General features: G+C 61.9%; 17 protein-coding genes and 1 tRNA gene. 11 read left to right on the top strand and 7 right to left on the bottom strand.

Annotated elements, in window-relative coordinates; all coding sequences use genetic code 11:
- The first annotated feature begins 9 nt into the window (after positions 1-9).
- The 5 genes from IZV00_RS05590 (at position 10) to IZV00_RS05610 (ending at position 5,184) form a co-directional block, all read left to right on the top strand.
- Complete coding sequence (locus tag IZV00_RS05590; RefSeq protein WP_196226161.1) at positions 10-525, top strand: hypothetical protein; 516 nt, start codon at positions 10-12, stop codon at positions 523-525.
- Entirely contained in the window at positions 522-920 is a 399-nt protein-coding gene (locus IZV00_RS05595) for a DUF6950 family protein (protein ID WP_196226162.1), read from the top strand. The genes IZV00_RS05590 and IZV00_RS05595 overlap by 4 nt, the downstream gene beginning before the upstream one ends.
- On the top strand, positions 920-2,824 hold the full coding sequence (locus IZV00_RS05600; protein WP_196226163.1) for a hypothetical protein: 1,905 nt from the start codon (positions 920-922) through the stop codon (positions 2,822-2,824). The genes IZV00_RS05595 and IZV00_RS05600 overlap by 1 nt, the downstream gene beginning before the upstream one ends.
- 141 nt (positions 2,825-2,965) lie before the next feature.
- On the top strand, positions 2,966-3,361 hold the full coding sequence (locus tag IZV00_RS05605; protein WP_196226164.1) for a hypothetical protein: 396 nt from the start codon (positions 2,966-2,968) through the stop codon (positions 3,359-3,361).
- Entirely contained in the window at positions 3,358-5,184 is a 1,827-nt protein-coding gene (locus tag IZV00_RS05610; protein ID WP_196226165.1) for a glycosyl hydrolase family 28-related protein, read from the top strand. Before IZV00_RS05605 ends, IZV00_RS05610 begins: the two co-directional genes overlap by 4 nt.
- Before the next feature lie 21 nt (positions 5,185-5,205).
- Here the strand turns inward: IZV00_RS05610 and IZV00_RS05615 are convergent, their stop codons facing one another.
- A complete protein-coding gene (locus tag IZV00_RS05615) occupies positions 5,206-7,062 on the bottom strand; it encodes an acyltransferase family protein (RefSeq protein WP_196226166.1) in 1,857 nt (618 codons plus the stop codon).
- Positions 7,063-7,321: 259 nt separating this feature from the next.
- Between IZV00_RS05615 and IZV00_RS05620 the strand changes: the two genes are divergently transcribed.
- From IZV00_RS05620 to IZV00_RS05635, 4 genes are all read left to right on the top strand, one after another.
- Positions 7,322-7,543 (top strand): hypothetical protein, encoded by a 222-nt coding sequence (locus tag IZV00_RS05620; RefSeq protein WP_196226167.1) that lies wholly within the window; start codon positions 7,322-7,324, stop codon positions 7,541-7,543.
- Positions 7,540-7,719, top strand: coding sequence for a hypothetical protein (locus IZV00_RS05625; RefSeq protein ID WP_196226168.1), 180 nt, complete (start codon positions 7,540-7,542; stop codon positions 7,717-7,719). The genes IZV00_RS05620 and IZV00_RS05625 overlap by 4 nt, the downstream gene beginning before the upstream one ends.
- 61 nt (positions 7,720-7,780) lie before the next feature.
- A complete protein-coding gene (locus tag IZV00_RS05630; RefSeq protein WP_196226169.1) occupies positions 7,781-8,470 on the top strand; it encodes an N-acetylmuramidase domain-containing protein in 690 nt (229 codons plus the stop codon).
- Positions 8,467-9,000 (top strand): hypothetical protein, encoded by a 534-nt coding sequence (locus tag IZV00_RS05635; protein WP_196226170.1) that lies wholly within the window; start codon positions 8,467-8,469, stop codon positions 8,998-9,000. Before IZV00_RS05630 ends, IZV00_RS05635 begins: the two co-directional genes overlap by 4 nt.
- Positions 9,001-9,148: 148 nt before the next feature.
- Here IZV00_RS05635 and IZV00_RS05640 read toward each other — a convergent pair whose 3' ends face one another.
- Complete coding sequence (locus IZV00_RS05640; RefSeq protein WP_196226171.1) at positions 9,149-9,439, bottom strand: hypothetical protein; 291 nt, start codon at positions 9,437-9,439, stop codon at positions 9,149-9,151.
- A gap of 144 nt (positions 9,440-9,583) precedes the next feature.
- Between IZV00_RS05640 and IZV00_RS05645 the strand changes: the two genes are divergently transcribed.
- Positions 9,584-10,018, top strand: coding sequence for a hypothetical protein (locus IZV00_RS05645; RefSeq protein WP_196226172.1), 435 nt, complete (start codon positions 9,584-9,586; stop codon positions 10,016-10,018).
- Here the strand turns inward: IZV00_RS05645 and IZV00_RS05650 are convergent.
- The 4 genes from IZV00_RS05650 to IZV00_RS05665 all read right to left on the bottom strand — a co-directional run bounded on the left by IZV00_RS05650 (position 9,987) and on the right by IZV00_RS05665 (position 14,378).
- Positions 9,987-11,276: a tyrosine-type recombinase/integrase gene (locus IZV00_RS05650; protein ID WP_196226173.1), complete on the bottom strand. Its 1,290-nt coding sequence runs from the start codon at positions 11,274-11,276 to the stop codon at positions 9,987-9,989. The two genes, IZV00_RS05645 and IZV00_RS05650, sit on opposite strands and share 32 nt — an antisense overlap.
- Positions 11,277-11,432: 156 nt before the next feature.
- Positions 11,433-11,508 (bottom strand) — tRNA-Ile (locus IZV00_RS05655).
- A gap of 25 nt (positions 11,509-11,533) precedes the next feature.
- Complete coding sequence (locus tag IZV00_RS05660) at positions 11,534-12,571, bottom strand: polysaccharide deacetylase family protein (RefSeq protein WP_196226174.1); 1,038 nt, start codon at positions 12,569-12,571, stop codon at positions 11,534-11,536.
- Positions 12,572-12,620: 49 nt separating this feature from the next.
- Positions 12,621-14,378 carry a sensor histidine kinase gene (locus IZV00_RS05665; protein ID WP_230463311.1) on the bottom strand — a complete coding sequence of 586 codons (1,758 nt, stop codon included), beginning with the start codon at positions 14,376-14,378 and terminating at the stop codon, positions 12,621-12,623.
- 199 nt (positions 14,379-14,577) lie between these two features.
- On the opposite strand from IZV00_RS05665, the gene IZV00_RS05670 reads away from it, so the two are divergent.
- On the top strand, positions 14,578-15,051 hold the full coding sequence (locus tag IZV00_RS05670; protein WP_196226518.1) for an Lrp/AsnC family transcriptional regulator: 474 nt from the start codon (positions 14,578-14,580) through the stop codon (positions 15,049-15,051).
- A gap of 80 nt (positions 15,052-15,131) precedes the next feature.
- Here IZV00_RS05670 and IZV00_RS05675 read toward each other — a convergent pair whose 3' ends face one another.
- Positions 15,132-16,385, bottom strand: coding sequence for a hypothetical protein (locus IZV00_RS05675; RefSeq protein ID WP_230463347.1), 1,254 nt, complete (start codon positions 16,383-16,385; stop codon positions 15,132-15,134).
- Positions 16,386-16,440: the final 55 nt, after the last annotated feature.

A 16,440-nucleotide genomic window follows, 5' to 3' on the forward strand; every position in this document is an offset into this window, starting at 1 on the left:
GTGGCGCTGATGCAGATTGACCTTCCGACGCGCACCGTTCGTCTGTGCGACGGCGGCTATGTCTACTGGGGCGGAAACAAGTTCGAGGGCGTGGATCAGCAGTTCGGCGCTATCGCGGCAGCAGAAACCTTTGAGGAAAAGACGGGTGATGAGGCGCCCGGCGGCAAGCTGACGTTCCTGCCGCCTTCTTCCACCGCCGCGACCGCGCTGACGGATCCGTCCTTCCAAGGCGCGCGCATGAGGTTCTGGCTGGGTGAATTGGACGCCACCGCGGGCACCATCATCGGAACGCCCGAACTGACGGCCGATCTCGCGATTGACACGGCAACACTCAAGGTCGGCAAAGGCACCAGGGCGGTCGACATCGAGTTCGAGAGCGCGGCCAAGCGCCTCTTCATGGTTATGCGGGGCAATGCCCTCAACGACCGCTTCCACCAGGCTTGCTATCCGGGAGAGAAAGGCATGGCAAACGCCACCGGCATGCCTCGCTCAACCGCATGGGGCGCGGCGACACCGAACGCATGAACGATATGCTCAGGCGCCAGGCCTCCCTCGAAAAGACGCTGGCGAAGTATCGCAAGCGGACCCTGGACTTCGCCAGCGCGGATTGCGTTCGGATGGCGCGGTTCCACCTCATTCAGATGGGACACAAGCCGCCCGCATTGCCGCGCTATCGCTCCCTCGCTGGGGCCATTCGTGTGCTGAAGCAGGCGGGGGGAATGGAAGCGATTTTCGACGCGCTTCTGCCCCGCATTCCCCATGCCCGGATGCTGCCGGGGGACATCGCCCTGCTGGAAGGCGACAACGGCTTGGACGCAGCCGTGATTTGCGTGGGGCACAAGGTCATCGGATGGCATGAGGGCAGCGATCAGATGGTCAACATGATCCCACTCGAGATCAAAGCTGCCTGGAGGGCCTGATGGCTAAGGCCCTCGCAAAGGTCGCCATGCTGGCCGGCGCTGTCGCCCTCGTCGCCACAGGTGTGGGCGCTGCGGGTGGCGCGGGTCTCATTTCCATGAGCGCATCAACGGCTGCTACCGTGACGACGGTTGCACAGGTGGCAACGGTCGTCGCTGCCGCTGCGTCTGTCGGCGCCCAGCTCATGGCGAAAAAGCCTGGCGCTATTGGCGCTGTGAACCAGGTTACGATCGGCGCCAATTCGCCCATCCCTTATGGTGTGGGACGCTGCTTCTACGCTGGCAGTCAGGTTCATGACGTCGGCTGGGGGAACAAGGTCAACAAGACGAAGAACCCGATCCTTTCGAAGGCTTTCATCTGGAGCGGCGGCGGACCGATCGAGGGGATCGAAGCCTTCCTGATGGATTGGCAGTCGGTCACCTTCTACGACACCTCGGCATCGGGATATTATGGCGGCTGGCTCTGGAGCGATAACCAGCTCGGCTTGCGACCCGAACCGGACGCGCTCGCTCCGCCCATCGGCCTGTGGGGCGCATCCATGCCCGACTGGGGCAACGACTATAAGCTGTCCGGCTATGCCGCGAGCCTGATCAGCTTCAAGTTCGACCGCGACAACAAGGTATGGGCGAACGGCATTCCTGCCTTCGGCGTCGTGGGCAAATGGGCGCGGGTCTATGATCCCCGGAAAGACAGCACCTATCCCGGCGGCGACGGCGATCATCGCTTTGCGGACGAAGACACGTTCGAGTTCGACCGCAACGTCGCGCTGAACGCCATCACCTATGCTCGCGGACGCTATGCCATCGACACGACGACTGGCGAGCAGACGGTGAAGGTTGTCGGCTGCGGTTTCCCCTATGAGGCGTTCGACTGGCCGCAATGGGTCGCCTTCGCCAATCTCTGTGAAGCGAACGGCTGGAACAGCGATGGCACGGTCTTCGACGGCCCGGGCATCAGCCTGTGGGACAATCTGAAGCGCATCTGCATCGCAGGCGGTGGCGTGCCGGTGATCTCGGGCGGCCTCCTGTCCGTCCGCTTCCAGTCGCCGAAAGTGGCGCTCGACACCATCACGCCCGATGATTTCGCAGACGGCGAGCGGATCGTGCCCGGGATGCGGACCTACCGCGACCGCATCAACACCATGGTCCCGAAATACCGCTCGGAGGCCAACAAGTGGGAATATGTCCAGTCCGAGGCCGTCAGCTTCGAGAGCTACATCACCCTCGATGGGGAGCCGAAGGAAGAGGAATATCTCTGCGAACTGGTGACGGACAAGGATCAGGCCGCCCAGCTAACCGCCTATGAACTGTTCAACCGGCGCGAGCTTTCCGGGATCACCATCCCCTGCAAGCCCCGCCTATGGGAGGCTCGCCTGGGCGAAGCCTATCAGGTGGTCGATCCCGACACGGGCCTAGATCATCTCTGTGTCGTCGCCGCGATCAGCAAAGATGTCTCCACCGGCACGGTCACCCTGACCTTCGAAACCGAGACGACGGAGAAGCACGCCGTGGCGCTCGCCATGACCGGCACGGCCCCGCCGCCTCCAACGCTTGTTCCTCCAGGCGACGGTGACGATACTTCATGGGAGAATGGCCCAAACAGCGGCCTCCCCATCGCAACCGACCTCACCGTCACCGACCCCGACGCCGGTTCGGCAATTCTGACCTGGCGCAACCCCCAACAGCCGGGCTGGGCCTATGTGAAGCTGCACCGGGGCACGACCGCAACATTTGATGACGCGACCGCCCTGCCAGATCAGATCGTGGGCGGTCTGGGACAAGTCATGAGCGTTGAGGATGAAGGCCTGTCGCCCGATGATTATTGGTGGTGGATAGTCGCCTATGCGGATGATGACGCTCCCTTCCCGCCGGCCGGACCGGTCACTGCGGAAGTGACGTTGCTATGAGACTGCTCGACGTCAGGGGAGCGGTGCGAGACGAAGCCGGAAAGCTTATTCCGATCTACAGCGGCGAGCCACCGCTTCAACTACCGGCCCCGCCGCCGGAGCCATCTGACGATCAATAAACCCTCCTTCCGCGGAGATCACATGTCAATCACGCGCGATCTGTTCGCTGCCCGAAGCGATGACTTCGAGCAGGTGCTGGAACTCGACTATAGCGGCCCGCCGCTGCCCCTCGTGGGCGCCGACATCTCCATGCAGGTGCGCCTCTATGCCGGGCAGGTGGGGACGCCTTTGGCTGAAATCCCTGCGGTCGAGTTTCTTGATGCGCTCAGTTCCGGCAGCGCCTCATGGCGGACGCTTAGCGTCTACCCCCGCATTCCGAAGGAAACGCTTGAGGCGTTCCCTACCGGGCTCAACCTGCCCGAGGTCGGTGAGGCGGATCGCTACGCCTACGAGATCAAAATTCAATATGTCGACGGCAAGCGCGACAGCGTGTGGACCGGCGCATTCATCCTCGAACCCGGAGTGAACAAGCTATGAGCCTTCAAGTGCCTGTGCGAGACCGCATGCGCGGCCTTCGCGGCGAGAGCCAGGCCGACATCCTCCGCCGGACGGGGCAGTTCGGGGTGCTGCCGACTGACACGGACGAGCAGGCGGTCGGAAAGCTGAACGCGGTCGCGGCTGCCAGCGCGGCTCTCGCCGAAAGCGCGGCGGGGCCGACTTATCCCGACACCGGGGCGGGCCTTGCCGCCACAACTGACGGGCAGGCTTTCGCTGTCGATAATGGCGATGGCACGGTTACGATCTATCTCAACGATGGCGGTGTTGCTGTGGCGCAGCGGACGTTGTTCACCACCGCTTATGCCGCGTCCCCAGATGGTGCCGCAGCGATCGGTTCGGATGATGACACAGGCGGGGTAAAATGGTCCAACCTCGCCCAAGCCCTCCAATATATCCAGCCTGGCGGCGCGAACGCGATGCGCTGGGGCGTCGTCGGAGATGGATCGACGGACAACACCGACAATCTGAACGACGCGATCGAAGCTCTGTATCAGGAATTCGGTGGGGGTACGCTTTACCTGCCATTGGGTGACATTCGCATCGAAGGCCCCATTCTCTGGCGGACGGGTGTCAATATCAAAGGCATCGCCTCGCAGCGGCCAGGCGGGAGCGACATCACCCGCATCGTCACGGATTCCAGTGACATTTTTCAGCACGGATATGGGGCCTATCTCGGCGGTGAGATGAGTAATCTCGAACTACTGTCCGAGATCGGCGGCGGCCACCTGTTCAAGACGAGTGTGGGCCAATCTCGGTCCCACATTCACCATGTGAACCTGTATCAGCGGAACCCGGACAAGAGCATCCTTAGCGCTGTGCACGGAGCAACGGACGGCTACTACGGAAACTGGTGGTCCAACTTCAACGCTGAATATGCTGTTGAGAACGAGGTTCCGGCATTTCACGTAGAGTGTGGGAATACGATCAACCAGAATGTCTTCCGCGAATTTCGGATCGGCAGGCCAGCCATATCCAAGAGCGGAACTTACGCATTCGATTTCCACAGCACGGCGGCGACCATCGCCTCAGGCCTTAACCTGGTTGACCAGGCGACGTTCCAGCAACCGGGTGGTGGAGCGGTGCGGATGCGCGGCCTGCGCGAGAGTAGAGTGCGCCAGAGTGGTGTTTGGGATTTGACCTCAGGCTCCCTCAATCCGCTGTTTTATTTCGGCATCAACGTGAACGGCCTCCGCACACAGAGATCCGGTCTGGATCAGGTATATTGCAGCTTCAACGGGGCCGACCCGACAACCACGGACGTGTTCGTCGAGGCCGATGGGACGGGCAATATCTTCATTGATTATAGCCAGATTGGGAAACTGGCAGGCAATGACCCGACGAATGTGGGGGCCGGGGTGTCAAACCGAGGCTCTCAGATCAACACGGTCCAGGATATCGCCGTCACCGAATACGACGCTCGTTACGGATATACGCGTCGGCAGGCTGCTGCTATGATCCAGACATTCCAGCAGGCAGTCGGCTATCCCATGTCGAACGACGGCTTTATGCGTTGGCTGATAAACAACGCCTATGTCGGTGGGATGGACTCAACTGGTCGCTTCCTATGGGGGGGGACGCCTAGCTCTCCCGGCATGCGGATCGGAACTGACGGTACAATTTTCGCCAAAGAGTTCCGGCAACTCACTTCGCAGGCCAAGATATCCTGGGGGACGGGAGCGCCAAATGGCGTGGTCGAAGGATATATCGGCTCGATCTATTTCAACCTGTCGGGCGGGGCGGGAACGACCATGTACGTCAAAGAAAGCGGCAACCCCAGCAACACAGGGTGGGTGGCGAAGTAGCTCACCACTCACCCTGGCACGTCATCGGCTCAAGGCATCCTTTAGCCTTAGATCTTCAAACACAGCTTTGCCGACATATATCGCCCCAGCCTTGGTGAGATGCCGGGTATCGTTCGATAGCAGATTTCCGGCTGCGTCCGTGAAGGGCACGCGGCCATCCTTCATAATCCGCTCCATCACAGGCACATAGCGATCATCCGGCACTAACGCCCTCATTTCATCGATCATATGCATGTTGTGCATATCAGGGCGGTTGTGGAGGTTGGCCCTACTATCAGTCCGCATGATCCAGCTTATGTTGGTGCCGAAATTCTTTGAGCCAAAATAGAACAGGTGCTTTCCGTTTGCCGAAGCCCAAGGAAGGGTTTTGGCTATGCAATCAGCGTCGAATTTGAGGCTGTGGGTCACAAAGATGACATGGCTTTGCGCCGCCAGATTGGAGCCAGCCGGACACTTCAGGTCATCTCGATAGATGATTTCGACCTTGTCATCCCCATAGGTTTCCAGAACCATATTCACCAGGTCGCGGCCAAAGCTGTCACCGACCACCAAGAGCCGCACGGGCTTATCGGACACGAAAGCATTCTCTTTGAAGCGGAAAACCCGAGAGTTATATTCGCTGGATCGACTACCTTCTGCCATGGCTTGCGGCAGGCGAGAGGGTGCACCCTTCGAAATGGACAGCCCTAGCCCGATACCCAGGAACGCAATGCTGGCAGGGCCGAAAATGCAAATCATCGCCTTCACGCTGACCCGCCCCCGGTCGCGGAATGGGGCCTCGACAAATCGCCATGAGAGATAGGCGAGAAGCAGGGCTACAGGCACCATGAGTGATAAGGCCAGCGCGTCAGGGCGATCCTGAGAATAAGCCCGAGCGAACGCAAAGACCGGCTGATGCCAGAGGTATGCGCTATAGCTGATCAACCCGATAGCGACGACCGGGCGGAATGACAGGCACCTCCCCACCCAGCTGTCGTGGGTCGCAAAGAGAATAATCAGGGCAGTCCCGATGACGGGGATCAAGCCCCAAGCTGACGGAAACGGCGTCTGGCTATCAAATGTGAGAATGGCATAGGCGATCATCAGTACGCCGATCAGGGCGCCGAAGTCGTTCCGCGTGGGGCCTTTTCCCTGCAGTTGATACGCGCAAAGGGATCCGAACAGCAGTTCCCACGCCCGAGTGTGAGGCAGGAAGAACAACCCTGAGCCCCCGCCCCTTACGGTGGCCTCAGCCAAGGCAAGACTTCCTATCCCGGCCGCGACCAAGAAGGCGATGACCAGTTTCGCTGGCTGCTTCCGCATCAAGATCAGTAGGACAGGAAAAGCGAAATAGAATTGCTCTTCGACGCCCAATGACCAAGTGTGAACGAGCGGCTTCAGTTCGGTCAGGACATCCCAGTATCCAGCGGTGAACGCCAGGAGCAGATTGTTGGAAAAGGCGGTCGTGGCAAATAGCGATTGACCGAAATTCTCGAGCTGGTCTGGCACCAACAAGAACCACCCCATGACGGTCGAACATGCCAGAACCAAATATAGGGCAGGCAGAATGCGACGTGCGCGGCGCTCATAGAAGCGCGCTATCGAGAATCCCTTCTCGGAACGCATCTCGCCTATGATGATGCTTGTGATCAGATAGCCCGATATGACGAAAAAGATATCGACGCCAACGAAGCCGCCGCTGAGCGCCGTCACGCCCGCGTGAAAGAACATCACCGGCAGAACTGCCAAAGCTCTCAAGCCGTCTATTTCGCGTCTGTATTTGAGAGCCGAATGCTCTCCCTTCGATGCGGCTGATCTTGAAGCGTCAGATGGGATGACATCGTTTTCCTGCCGCTCCAGATTGAGAGGATAAGGAATTGCCCCGCCTTGTCTGTCCACCCGCCGTTCCCCCTATTCAGATCGCTCTCAAAAAGCCCCGGCGCTGTGTCATGACGCACCCCCTTGGTGTGTCCAGCGCCGGGACAGGAAATCCGGTCAGAAAGGGCTCGTGACCGGCCTTTGCGACCCAGCCCAGACTACCTGCGTGAGGGCTGAGTCGTTGCGAGCATTAAACATTCGGCGTTGCCAAGTCCAAGAAATCGATGGGTTCTGGAAAGGAATGAATATGGCAATTGCATGGAACGGGAGCATTTAGGGGATGACTGAGACTTCCATTATTGCCCAATTGGCCACTCAATTCGGAGCGCCGGGCCTGCTGGTCGGGTTCATGGTGTGGCGCGAGCTGTTGCAGCGCGCGGACCGCAAGGCTGAGCGCGAAGAGGACATGCTCATCCGCAAGGAACGGGCCGAAGCCGACAAGGCGCTGGCGTCGTCCCTCTCGGCCCTGACTGTCACCGTCCAGAACATGGAGCGGAAATGATGTGCGAGGCCCGTGACGCTATCAGAGCGCGCAGAGCGGCAGCCGAGGGGTTGACGCGGGCCTGCGCGGAGCGCGGCGGCACATTGGCCGCTGCATTCCTCAAAGCATTGGCCGAGCCGATCCCCGACGATCTGCGGCGGCTGGTGGAAGAGGCGGAGCGACGGCTGGGCCATTAGCCGCCGGAATATCTGGATGCATCACGGGCGCTTCGGGCGCCCTTTTTCATGGGAGAATGATATGGATCACGCCACGCTCCAGCGGCGGCTGGCGGCGCTCGGCTATTACGCCGGCGCAATCGACGGGAAGTTCGGGCCGATCAGCAAGGCGGCGACGCTCAAGTGCCTCACCGATGGGCCGGACTATCCGATCACCTCGCACGACATCGAACAGGCTGCGGCCTCGCTGAACGTCGATCCCGCGGCGATTTGGGCGGTCTATGATGTTGAGGCGGCTGGCGATGCGTTCATCGGTGGGCGGTCCACCATATTGTTCGAGCCGCATCGGTTCAGCCGCTCGACAGGGCACCGCTATGACGCCAGCCATCCCCGGCTGTCGTCGCGTGCATGGAACCGCAAGCTCTATCCGGCCTCGCAGCAGGGCCGCTGGGATCAGCTGCTCGACGCGGTCGCGCTCGATGTAGACGCCGGGTTCATGTCGGCCAGCTATGGCGCGTTCCAGGTCCTTGGCGAAAATTTCGCTATCTGCGATGCGCCTGACCCGTGGTCGTTCGCCTGGCGCCAGTCGCGGACCGAAGGCGACCAGCTGGACGCCTTCGTTCGCTTCATCGACGGCCGGGGCTTGAAGGGCGCGTTGCAACGGCGCGACTGGGCGGCCTTCGCCAAGGGCTACAACGGAACGGCTTACCGCCAGAACAAATATGATGAGCGGCTGGCGTCTGCCTATGCTCGGCGGAGGGTGGCAGCATGATCGAAGCTTCCCTGCTTCGCCGCTTCTGGTGGGCAATCCCCATGGTCGGGCTGCTCTCCGCTGCCGTCATCCTGTCGCTGAAGCTGGAGGCCCGAACTGCGGATCGGGACCAGTGGCGGACAACGGCGAAGGCCGAGAAGTCCGCCCATGACCAGACCGTCGCCAACTATCGCGCCGCGTCCGCAAAAGCTCAGCGCGAAGCTGAAGCCAACGTCGAGCGCGTGAGGGCTGAACAGGCTCAGATCACTGAAAGGACCAAGAATGACTATCAGGCTCGCCTTGCCGATGTTGATGCTCGTTATGAGCGTGTCCGCGTGCAACTCGCGGCCCGAACCGATCTCCGCAGTTCCGACCCGGCTCCAGTGTCCGTCGCCAGCGATGCCACCTGCCGAGCTTATGCAGGGACCGATTGTGACGGACTTCTTGCCACGCTCCGGATAGCCGAGCGGCAGGCGTGGAACCTGGTCGCGCTGCGGAAGTGGGTGGCCGATCAGGCGGCGGTGAAGGTGGAGCCGGTTCCGGGAAATTAGCGATTGCACAGAGCGCATCTGTCATCGCGCGCTTCGCATTCGCCAGCCGGGCGGCACTGCCGCATATCGACCGGGCCTTTCAGGCATCCTCTCCTAACTTATCTGGCTGGCCTTTGGGCCGGCCTTTTTTTTGGCGATGCGCGCGAGATCAGTGAGGATGAGCCGCCCCCGCGTCCCGGCCGACCTGATCGACTAACTCGCGCCACTGGTCTTCGGTCATTCCGGCTTTCTCAAGCCATTCGCTGTCAGGCACGCCCATCGTCTTGCACATGAAATATCTGATCTCGGGATCGTTCATGACGGACAGGGCCAAGGGCACGGCTTCTCTGGGTGGCGGGGCGCTCTTCAATCCGAACATTTCCGGCTTGGTCGTGATCATCCTCAAGGCCACAGCTGCCGCCATCATGTCGAGAAGATCCTCTCCGTCGTGGTCCTGCATTCTGCCGCCTCCATCCTGCCGCAATGCGAATCGAGGGCAGGGTATCAGAACGGCACGCTCCTGAAGGCGCAAATATCCCCTTCCCCTCTACCTCCGGCCGGTAGCTCTGTTGCACAGCGCCCGACCCGCGCTTATGTTCTCATCATGTTCTCACGCGAAACCTCGCTCGCCATCGTCGGCGCTGACCTGTCCACCGCCAAAGCCGCCAGCCGACGCGCTGAGATTGCCGCATGTCGGCCGGGCGAGCCGCTGGAACTAAAGCGGCGGAGCGGGACGCGGGGCGGCAGGCGGGTTGTGGCTGTCTCTTCGCCACGTGGCATTGAGATCGGCTATATCTCGCCGCGCGATGCTGATCGCGTTGCGGGCCTGATTTCCGTTACTCGGGCGATCTTCCAGGGTGCAGACACCTTCGGCGCTGTCGGCCGGTTTACCTTCGATGGCAGCGCCCCTGCTCTACCCGCTCCGAAGCCAAAGCCCGAGAGGCGCGAACGGCCACGCCCGCCTATTGATGAGTTCTGCGACATCTTCCCGAAGCGGCGCTCTGCCGTCAAAGCGCAGGAGCTGGCAGCCCTTCCGTGATGATGTCCGCCCATGCCTGCCCCAGCTCGCGCCGAGGTTCCAGATAGCGCGCCCGGTTATAGGCCCACTCTGACGCCGACATACCCTTGGGAACGTGGGCCAGCATCATGTCGATAATCATGCGGTCGCCATCGGACCGCTGAGCCGCTGCCCGCTCGTTCATGATCGTGGAGAAGGCGGAGCGCCAGCCGTGCGGCACCATGCGGCCCTTATACTTGCCGCCCGCCATCCGCTTGTAGAGCGTAGACAGCGCTGCGTCGCTCATCGCCTCGCGCCATGATTTGCCGCCCGGGAAGAGCAGCTGATATTTCCCGGTCATCACATGCAGCACGCGCAGCAGCGCGACAGCCTGCATCGGCAGCGGCACCTCATGACCGAACGCCTCATTCCCCTTGTCCTCGACCTCGAGCTTCATACGGCTGGCCGATATGCGCCATAGTGCCCCCGGTGAGGGGGCATCGGGTTTGCTCCAGTCGATCCCGTCGAATTCATCCCATGTCGCCTGACGAAGCACGCCCACGCGGACGACCGTCAGGGCGAGCAGGCGCGAGGCGATCTTCGTCTTAAGGTCGGAAGTCGAGCGCTCCACGGCCATCTGCAGTTCCAGCAGCTCGGGAACGGTGGTCAGGGCAGGCTGCTTCGATCCGACCGGCGTAGGTTTCAGCGCCTTGCTGAGCCGAGAGATCGCCAGCACAGAATCGCCCCCGATATAGTGCTCGCCCTCCGCCCGCTCGAAGATAGCGGAGATATAGCCCTTCACCCGCTTCGCGGTCTCGATCGATCCGCGCTTTTCGATCTTCCGCAACTCGCGCAGGACCATGGGCCCGGTGATGTCCGCTATCGGCATCCTGCCGAGGGCGGGATAGATATCATTCTCCAGACGGAACCGGACGCGGGTGCGGTGCGCCTCCGACCAGCGGGGGCTTTCGTCCGCCATCCACTCTTCGGCTATCGCCTTGAACGTGGCGCCAGCCGCCGCGATCTGGGCGTGCTTCGCCTTCTCCGCTTCGACAATCGGATCCTTGCCCGCCCGGAGCATCGCCTTCGCTTCGTCCCGTCGATCGCGCGCCTCGGAGAGGGAGACGTCAGGAAACAGGCCGAAGGTGAGGCGCTTCTCCTTGCCCGCATAGCGATATTTGTAGCGCCAGGATTTCGCGCCCTTCTTCGTCACGAACAAATAGAGACCGGCCGAGTCTGCCAGTTTGTAATCCCGTTCGCCCGCCTTGGCGTTCCGGGCTTCTACGACGGTCAGAGCCACGATGCCCCCACTTTCTCTAGCGATGCCCCCTCGCATGCCCCCGGCGATGCCCCGATGCAGCGAGTTCCAGTGAGAGAACATGATAGAAACAAAATTCACGAAAGCCAAGCACGGCGGGCCTTTGTGATTTGTCATGGATGGCAAAATTAGGAAACTTGGTGGGCCCGGCAGGACTCGAACCCGCAACCTAGCCGTTATGAGCGGCCAGCTCTAACCGTTGAGCTACAGGCCCCACCTGCCCGACCGGATAAGCAGCATCACGCCGCTTGGCAAGCCCGTCTCAGCACCGGCACCGCCGCCAATAATTGATCCAGCGATGCCGCCCCGACATTCCGCCGCGCAAGGTGATCCAGAACCGCGTCCCACCACCTGTAAAATGCCGCCTGATCTGCCGCATCGCGGACATAGGGCGTGTGGCCCGGCTCCAGCGTTGGCGAATGAAAGCTGAAGTTCAGCACCGCCGCGCCTTCTTCGATCAGGGCATCGATCGCTTTTATGGCGTCACGCACCGGCACGCCTTCCGGCGTCAAGGGAATACGGCTGAACATGCCCGTTCTCGCCAATCCCGAAGCCAGCGGGCTGACATTCCGCAAATTTTCATAAAGCCGCTCGCCCCCACCCCGCAGCAGCCCGGTGAAGGCAGTCGAAAGCGGCAGCTCCACAAGCGATCGTTCCGGCCCGGCCCAATAGGGATTGATCGGCAGGCCGCGAAAATCGGGTCCATGCTGGCCGCTATAGTCAAACCGGCTTCGCACCGAGCTATCCAGCCGAAATCCAGCCTGCTCCAACAATCGCGCGCTATTATGACCCACGCCATAACGCCCCGCCCGATAGGCGACAGGGCGCTGTCCGAAACGGTCGGCAATGCGCTGACACAGCGTTTCCAGCTTGGCCCGTTCCAACGCTTCGGGCAGGAAACCGGCATAGCTGTTCGCCTCCGTCACCTCCTCCACATGCGGCGGGTTGACCCAGGGATGCAGATGCGCGCCGACATCAGCCGCCCCGTCCGCGACCCATTGCGCCATCATGCCCGCAGCAGCATCGCTATCGATCACCGGATAATCGGTCACGTAAATCGGCTTCACTCCGGCCGCCTGAAAATAGGCTTGGCCGCGCGCCATCCCGGCCAGTGCGGTCACGGCATGACCGTCGCGGCTGAATGGCGCGTTCCAGTCAAACTCCTCCTCGGTATCCACGAACAGCATGAACCGCGTCCCGAAATTGGGGGATAGCGTGATCATGTCGTCCGGCATCGGAGCGCGCAGCAAACTGCCGTCATGGGGCAAAGCGTTCATGCCCTATCCCCTAGCCCCTCAATGGTTGCGATAGGGTTTCCCGCAGGGATCAGAGGCTCCCCGCCGCGTCCTCAGCCGATGTTATGGCGGGCATCGACAGCAGGAATCGGTCAGCTTCTATCTGCAACGCACCGCCGCATCCTGCCGCCAGGCTCCGGATCAGCCGCAGCGAAAAGCCAAGGCCCAGCAACGGCCCGTCGGCCCAGTCCCCATCGGCGGTATAGCCCGGATCAAGCAGCCGCTCATCCTCCAGCCCGTCCAGGCTCGCGGGCCTGTCGACCGCCAGCATAACGCAGCCATGCCCGCCATCCGGCTGGAACCAGCACGCCCCGCTCAGCGCTTCGCCCGGCGCCGCAACAGAAACGACAGTCCGCATCAGATGCTGCACCATGCGTTCACCCTGCACTGGGTCGATCCGCACCATCGGCAGCGCTCGCGCCAGATTGATGTCGATCTGCGCGCCGTTGCCTTCGCCCTGCTCGCGGAATCGGGCGGAAACCTGCGCGATCAGCAGCGCCGGATCGACGGCGCTCGGCGCCTCCGCCCCTTCGCCTCGCGATACGCGAGCTGCAAGGTCAAGGTCATCGAACGCCGCCAGCAAATGCCGTGCGTCCAGCGCGATCTTTCCTGCCATCTCGCGATATTCCGGCCCGCTCGGCCCGAACAGCTCCTGTTCGATAATGTCGGCAAAGCCGAGGATGGCGTTCAAGGGCGTACGCAACTCATGCACCAACTGACGCAGCGAGTCCGCCGAAAGCCCCGCGACAGACACCGGCTCCGCCTGTGGCGGGGCCGCGACTTCATGCAGATAGGGCCGGCGCGCCTGACCGCGATAGCCCTGGAATCGGCCGGATCGTGGATCAAAGAAGGGCGTAGCCGAAAGGCGCCATTCCCCCGCCATTGCGCCACCAACGACGGTATAGCGCCCATTCTGAAACCCGCTGCGTCGCATGAAAGCGCCCGCGACGCTGCCGTCCGGCCCGCTCGCGCCCGTAACGGCGACCTCACCCAGCGACAGCCCGATCAGCGCCGCGCGCGGCCCCTGATCGACCCAGATGATCATGCCTGTGGCGTCGGTCTCGAAAGCAAAGGCGTTAACGACCTCCGCCTGCCCGGTATCAGCCCGCGGAACGACCACATCGGGCACCCGCCGCGCGCTGGTGAAGCGTTCGATCCGGTCCACAAGGTTGCGGATCTGATCATCGCCCACCGGAACGTCGTCCGCCACTTCATCGGCAGGCTCCTCGACTGGCGCTTCCTCTACGTCCGCCGATGGAGGCAACTGCTCGGCAGGCGCCACCATCGCGGGCGTCAACAGCATGTCGTCCGCCTGCTCGCCCGGCTCCACCGCCAGATCGCTCGTCAATACCAGGTCGGCCGAGCCGAACGCTTCCAACGCCTGCTGCGTCCCGGCACCCAGATCGCGCCGCCCGCGCAGCACACCGCGCGCAGTCGGAGTAAGGCGGGGCAGCAAGGCGACCCACGCGTCATCCGGCAGCCTCGCGCGCGACATCGCCGCCGCCGCGATCGCCGGACGATCATTGGCGAAAAACTCCACCAGCGCGGGCGAACGAAGGCGACCGCCCAGTTCGACTACCGTGGCGATCCGCTGCGTTTCCGACAACTGGGATTGCAGCGCGGCAAGCCGGTCGAGCAGCGCGGCACGTTCCTCATCCGGCAAAGTGCCGCGATCCGCACGATCATTCTGCGCGAGCAGATCGACGCACTGACGCCACAGCGTCACTGCGCCCAGGCCGCTTCTATTCTCTGCGGCCAGAACCGTCTGCATCAGATCGTTGAAGCGCACTCTATTCCCCTTGAGGACTTCCGGCGATGCGCAGAACTTCATCGTGGAAGGAAATCATGCCGCAGGAATAAGCCTTCGCGCCGGTTAGGGAAAGGGGGCGGACGTAGCGATTTCGGATCGTCGCATAGTGGGACAATTGCATTGCTCTGAAATATTATTATGATGTTGGGAAGGAATGAGAAAGGAAATAAGCAAGCGGATGGCTGGCCCAAATATCGATGACATCGACATGCACATCCTGGGCGAGCTGCAACAGGACGGCCGGATGACCAATGTGGAACTGGCTCGAAAGGTCGGATTGACCGCCCCGCCCTGCCTGCGCCGCGTCCGCGCGCTTGAGGAAAGCGGTGCCATCAATTCCTATCACGCCGTCGTCAACCCGGCCATGCTGGGCTACACCATCACCGTTTTTGCAATGGTCAGCCTGAAGAGCCAGGCGGAAGCCGACCTGAAAGCCTTTGAAGATCATGTCGCGACCCTGCCGGAAGTGCGCGAATGCTACATGCTCAATGGCGAGATCGACTTCATCCTGAAGGTCGTGGCCAAGGACCTCCAGAGCTTCCAGCAGTTTCTCACTTCGAAACTCACGCCCGCGCCAAATGTGGTGAGCGTCAAGACCTCGCTCACCATCCGCATGGCAAAGAACCTGCCGGGCGTCCCCCTGCCGCTGTGACTAGCAAGATGGCGGCGATCGCTCGCCGCCACTAGGCCAGCAGCGCTTCTGCGCCGCGTGCTGGCCCTTGGGTCAATCGCTTAGCTCGCAGGTGAAACCGCGACTGGTTGAAACGCCGTCTTGCGGCTCTGCTGATCAACCCAAACGCTCCAGAATCCAGCGACGTTGGCCCAATTGCCAGTCACCTGAGCAAGCGCCGTCTTGGCACCCGCCAGATCACCGGAACGCGCCAACGCGATGCCAAGCCGCGCATTGGCCTTCCCCTGATCAATCCCACCCTTCGACAGGGCCAGCCGGTACATCTCGACCGCCTGCGGGAACTGGCTGAGCGAAAAATAGCTGTCGGCCACGGCCAGCGCCGCCGATCCATCCTTCGCGCCTGCGGCCTTCTTCGCCGCAGCGGGCAGCGCCGCGATTTGCTTCGCGGCCTTTGGCGTAACGCTCTTCATCAGGCTGGCGGTCGCGGCCTGCGTCGTCGTCAGCTTGCCCGCCGAACGCCCCGCTTCGATGATCGCCTTTGCCTCAGCATAATTACCTGCCTTCTCAGCAAGCTGCGCATAGGCCTGATAGTCCCGCTCGCTCGCCATCGCGCCGTTCGCCGCCTGCAAACGATACAGGTCCAACTGCGGCTGCGCGTCTGTGCCGGGCGCCGTCAGATAGTTGGCAAGCGCCGACCGCCATTCCCCGGCCGAACCATAATGGGTCAGCCGCTCGCGATAGAGCGAACCAACCTCCGCCCAATCTCCCGCCGCATAGGCAAGCGAGATCGCCCGGTCATACCAGGCCGCCGGAACGGCCTGCCCTGACGCCCGCTGCCGGGCCAGCGCATCCTGCACGAAGGGACGCGCTTCCTTGGCTTTGTTCTTCCGAAGGTAGATGTCGGCGCGCAGCATCGTCGCGTCGATCCCGTCATAACCCAGCGTCTTGGCGTAATCGAGCTGCGCGAACGCATCGTCATAATTGCCCACCACATAGGACAGATAGCCAGCGACATAGCGCAATCGCGGCGCATCCTTCTTGGGCACGGAACTGGTTTTGAACATGTCCGTCAACGCGACCCGCTGCGCCTGGAAATTCCGCTTGAGCACGGCCAGCTCGAACCGCAGCCCCGCCGCCGCATAGGCCTCATAATCGCTCGTCGGCGTCAGGCCGCTGATCTGCGCCTGCGCCGTATTGAGGTCGCCTGCCTTGATCGCGCTGTCAGCTGCTTGAGCGGCTGCACGAAACCCTTCGCTCATGACGATGGTCGGCCCACTGGCCGAAGCCTTTTTCGCCGCCGCCGGCATTGAAAAAGCCGCGACGGCGGTGATCGCAAGAAGGCCTGATTTCAGCATGGATTGTCGCAGCGCGATCATGTCGGCCGTCCCCTTTATATCATGCGCCATCTGG

The organism is Sphingobium sp. Cam5-1 (genome assembly GCF_015693305.1).
GTDB lineage: Bacteria > Pseudomonadota > Alphaproteobacteria > Sphingomonadales > Sphingomonadaceae > Sphingobium.